The organism is Streptococcus oralis, assembly GCF_001588645.1.
GTDB classification, from domain to species: domain Bacteria; phylum Bacillota; class Bacilli; order Lactobacillales; family Streptococcaceae; genus Streptococcus; species Streptococcus oralis_AB.
Map to the genome: position 1 here is coordinate 1 of NZ_LAYF01000038.1, position 1,929 is coordinate 1,929.

Consider the following 1,929-nt stretch of genomic DNA (forward strand, 5'->3'; position numbering starts at 1 on the left):
GGCTATCGCAAAGCGTTGAACAGACTTGAGCTTGGCAAAATCTCCTGACTGATAAGTCCCTACAGTACGTGTCTTCCCTGCATGTTCTGTTATCAAGGCCTTGGTCGCAGCTAGAAGTTCCTTAAAGGCGACCAAATCCTGACTCGCATGATTACTTTCATACTGAGTGATGGAGCTGTCCAAGTTCTTGATCTGATTGAGCAGAAAGTTATAGTCCATGACCGTGCTGGTATGACTGCTTCCATCATAGCTCACCAAGTCCGAAATCTTGTCCTTGGCCGTGTTTAAGAGTTCAATCTCGTTCTTTAACTTATCCCTCGAACCCTTCAAATCACTATGTAATCGCGTAAACTCCTGACCAGGTAGCTTTGTATGAAGATCACCATCAATCTGGTAGTAGCCGTCCTTGTACAGTAGGAGATTGGTTGAGTAGTCATTCATCAGATTGACCAGAGTCTGAAGAAGAGTCCCATGCACCTCTACTAGGTATCTGCGCATACTCGAGATGGCCTGACCTTGGAGGTTTGCACTTAATATAAAAACAGGAACTTGCCTTCAACTAACAGTGTATAAACAAGTTCCTCACAGGCTATTTCAATGGTGATACATAATCATCTGGAAGTTTGCCTTCAGATTCAATCCACTGTTTCTCAGCAATTGGAATCAACTCTTTAAGTTCTTCCTTAGAAAACAACTTCCTATTTTTAGGGACATCTATCAAAGAAGCTGGATATTTACTTATAAATTTTCTTCTAGACTCTTTTCTCTCTTCTTCCGTCGGTGGCCAACGATCGGTCTGAAGTTTACTTAATACTTCTAACTCCGTTCTCTCCCCACTTTCTAATAAGGCAAACAACTCGTTTGGTAATTCATAAACCACTCGCTGAGGGGCAATTCCTCCCTCCTCAGTAACGTAATAAAGATGATTGCCATCTCTCCAAATGTGCTGACCATAACCTTTTACTTCTTCGAACTGGATAACATCTTCCCAGCCTAATTTACTATGTTCCATGTATGTTCTCCTCTCTTGGTACTAATATCTTCCATAACACCTTCTGGAATATCTCCTGGGAAAGTTCGTCCGGTTGGTCTCCACCAGTCATTGGCTCCAACTTCATTCCCACTTGGTATTGAAATCCCTTTTTTCGCTACTACTTCTGGAGTGACATCCAAACGATAAAGTGGACCGTCTCCTAAATAACCTTCATCAAATCCTAATATAATTTCATAAAGACGATTATCTCCATTGGCAACCTTTTCAATGATATCTGCATGTTCTTTACTCAACCAGAAACTTGTACCATCACGCCCCCCAACAATACCTCCATTCCAATTTTCGCTAGGTTGAAATTTTTGGAATCTGGATGCTCCATTCTTAAATTGTTGGTTGTGCATTTTTAAATAGGTTGAATTATAAATATCTTCAGGATTTGGTCTATCCCCTTTATTTATTTCAAGTATTGATTTTTGTGTTACTCCATTTTTATACTTAACCTTCGGTGAGTCCTTAGAAATATTAAAAATCAATTCCCTTTCTTCAGGAGTTAATTTGTCAAAGACTTTTTCTAGATATCTTTCTCGAGTTGCAAAGTCTTTAAACCCTGAACTCTCCCTCGCAAGCCTACTTTCTTCTATATTTCTTAGAATCTGTTCTCGGTTATACTTCGGTGGTTCGACCTCTACCTTCACCTTATTGAGACTAAACTTGCTGGCTGCTGAGGAGGCCGCATAGCCTCCTACCAGGTTCCCGATAAAGTTGGCGGTTTGGGCATCTTCTTCGCTTCCACCTAGGAGCTTAGTCCCATGATAGGCAACCTGACCCGCTGTATAGGCACCGGCTTCCCCTATCGCAAACTGGGTCAAGCCCTTGACAACGCTCTGGGTCTGCCCTATGGGAATCATGATGGCACTCGCCGTCACAAAGACATT

3 protein-coding genes are annotated in these 1,929 nt (G+C 41.8%); all 3 read right to left on the reverse strand.

Annotated elements, in window-relative coordinates; translation table 11 throughout:
• Nucleotides 1-537, reverse strand: a 537-nt coding sequence (locus A0739_RS09720; protein WP_269139518.1) for a T7SS effector LXG polymorphic toxin, incomplete at its 3' end; no start/stop codon positions are given.
• 52 nt (nucleotides 538-589) lie between these two features.
• Complete coding sequence (locus A0739_RS09725; RefSeq protein ID WP_044020968.1) at nucleotides 590-1,012, reverse strand: hypothetical protein; 423 nt, start codon at nucleotides 1,010-1,012, stop codon at nucleotides 590-592.
• On the reverse strand, nucleotides 994-1,929 hold a 936-nt coding region (locus A0739_RS10510; RefSeq protein WP_231082591.1), incomplete at its 5' end, for a hypothetical protein. The genes A0739_RS10510 and A0739_RS09725, both read right to left, overlap by 19 nt.

Bases quoted from the DNA above. Each gene is read 5' to 3' on its own strand.
- A0739_RS09725 (WP_044020968.1), bottom strand. From the start codon at position 1,012: ATGGAACATAGTAAATTAGGCTGGGAAGATGTTATCCAGTTCGAAGAA.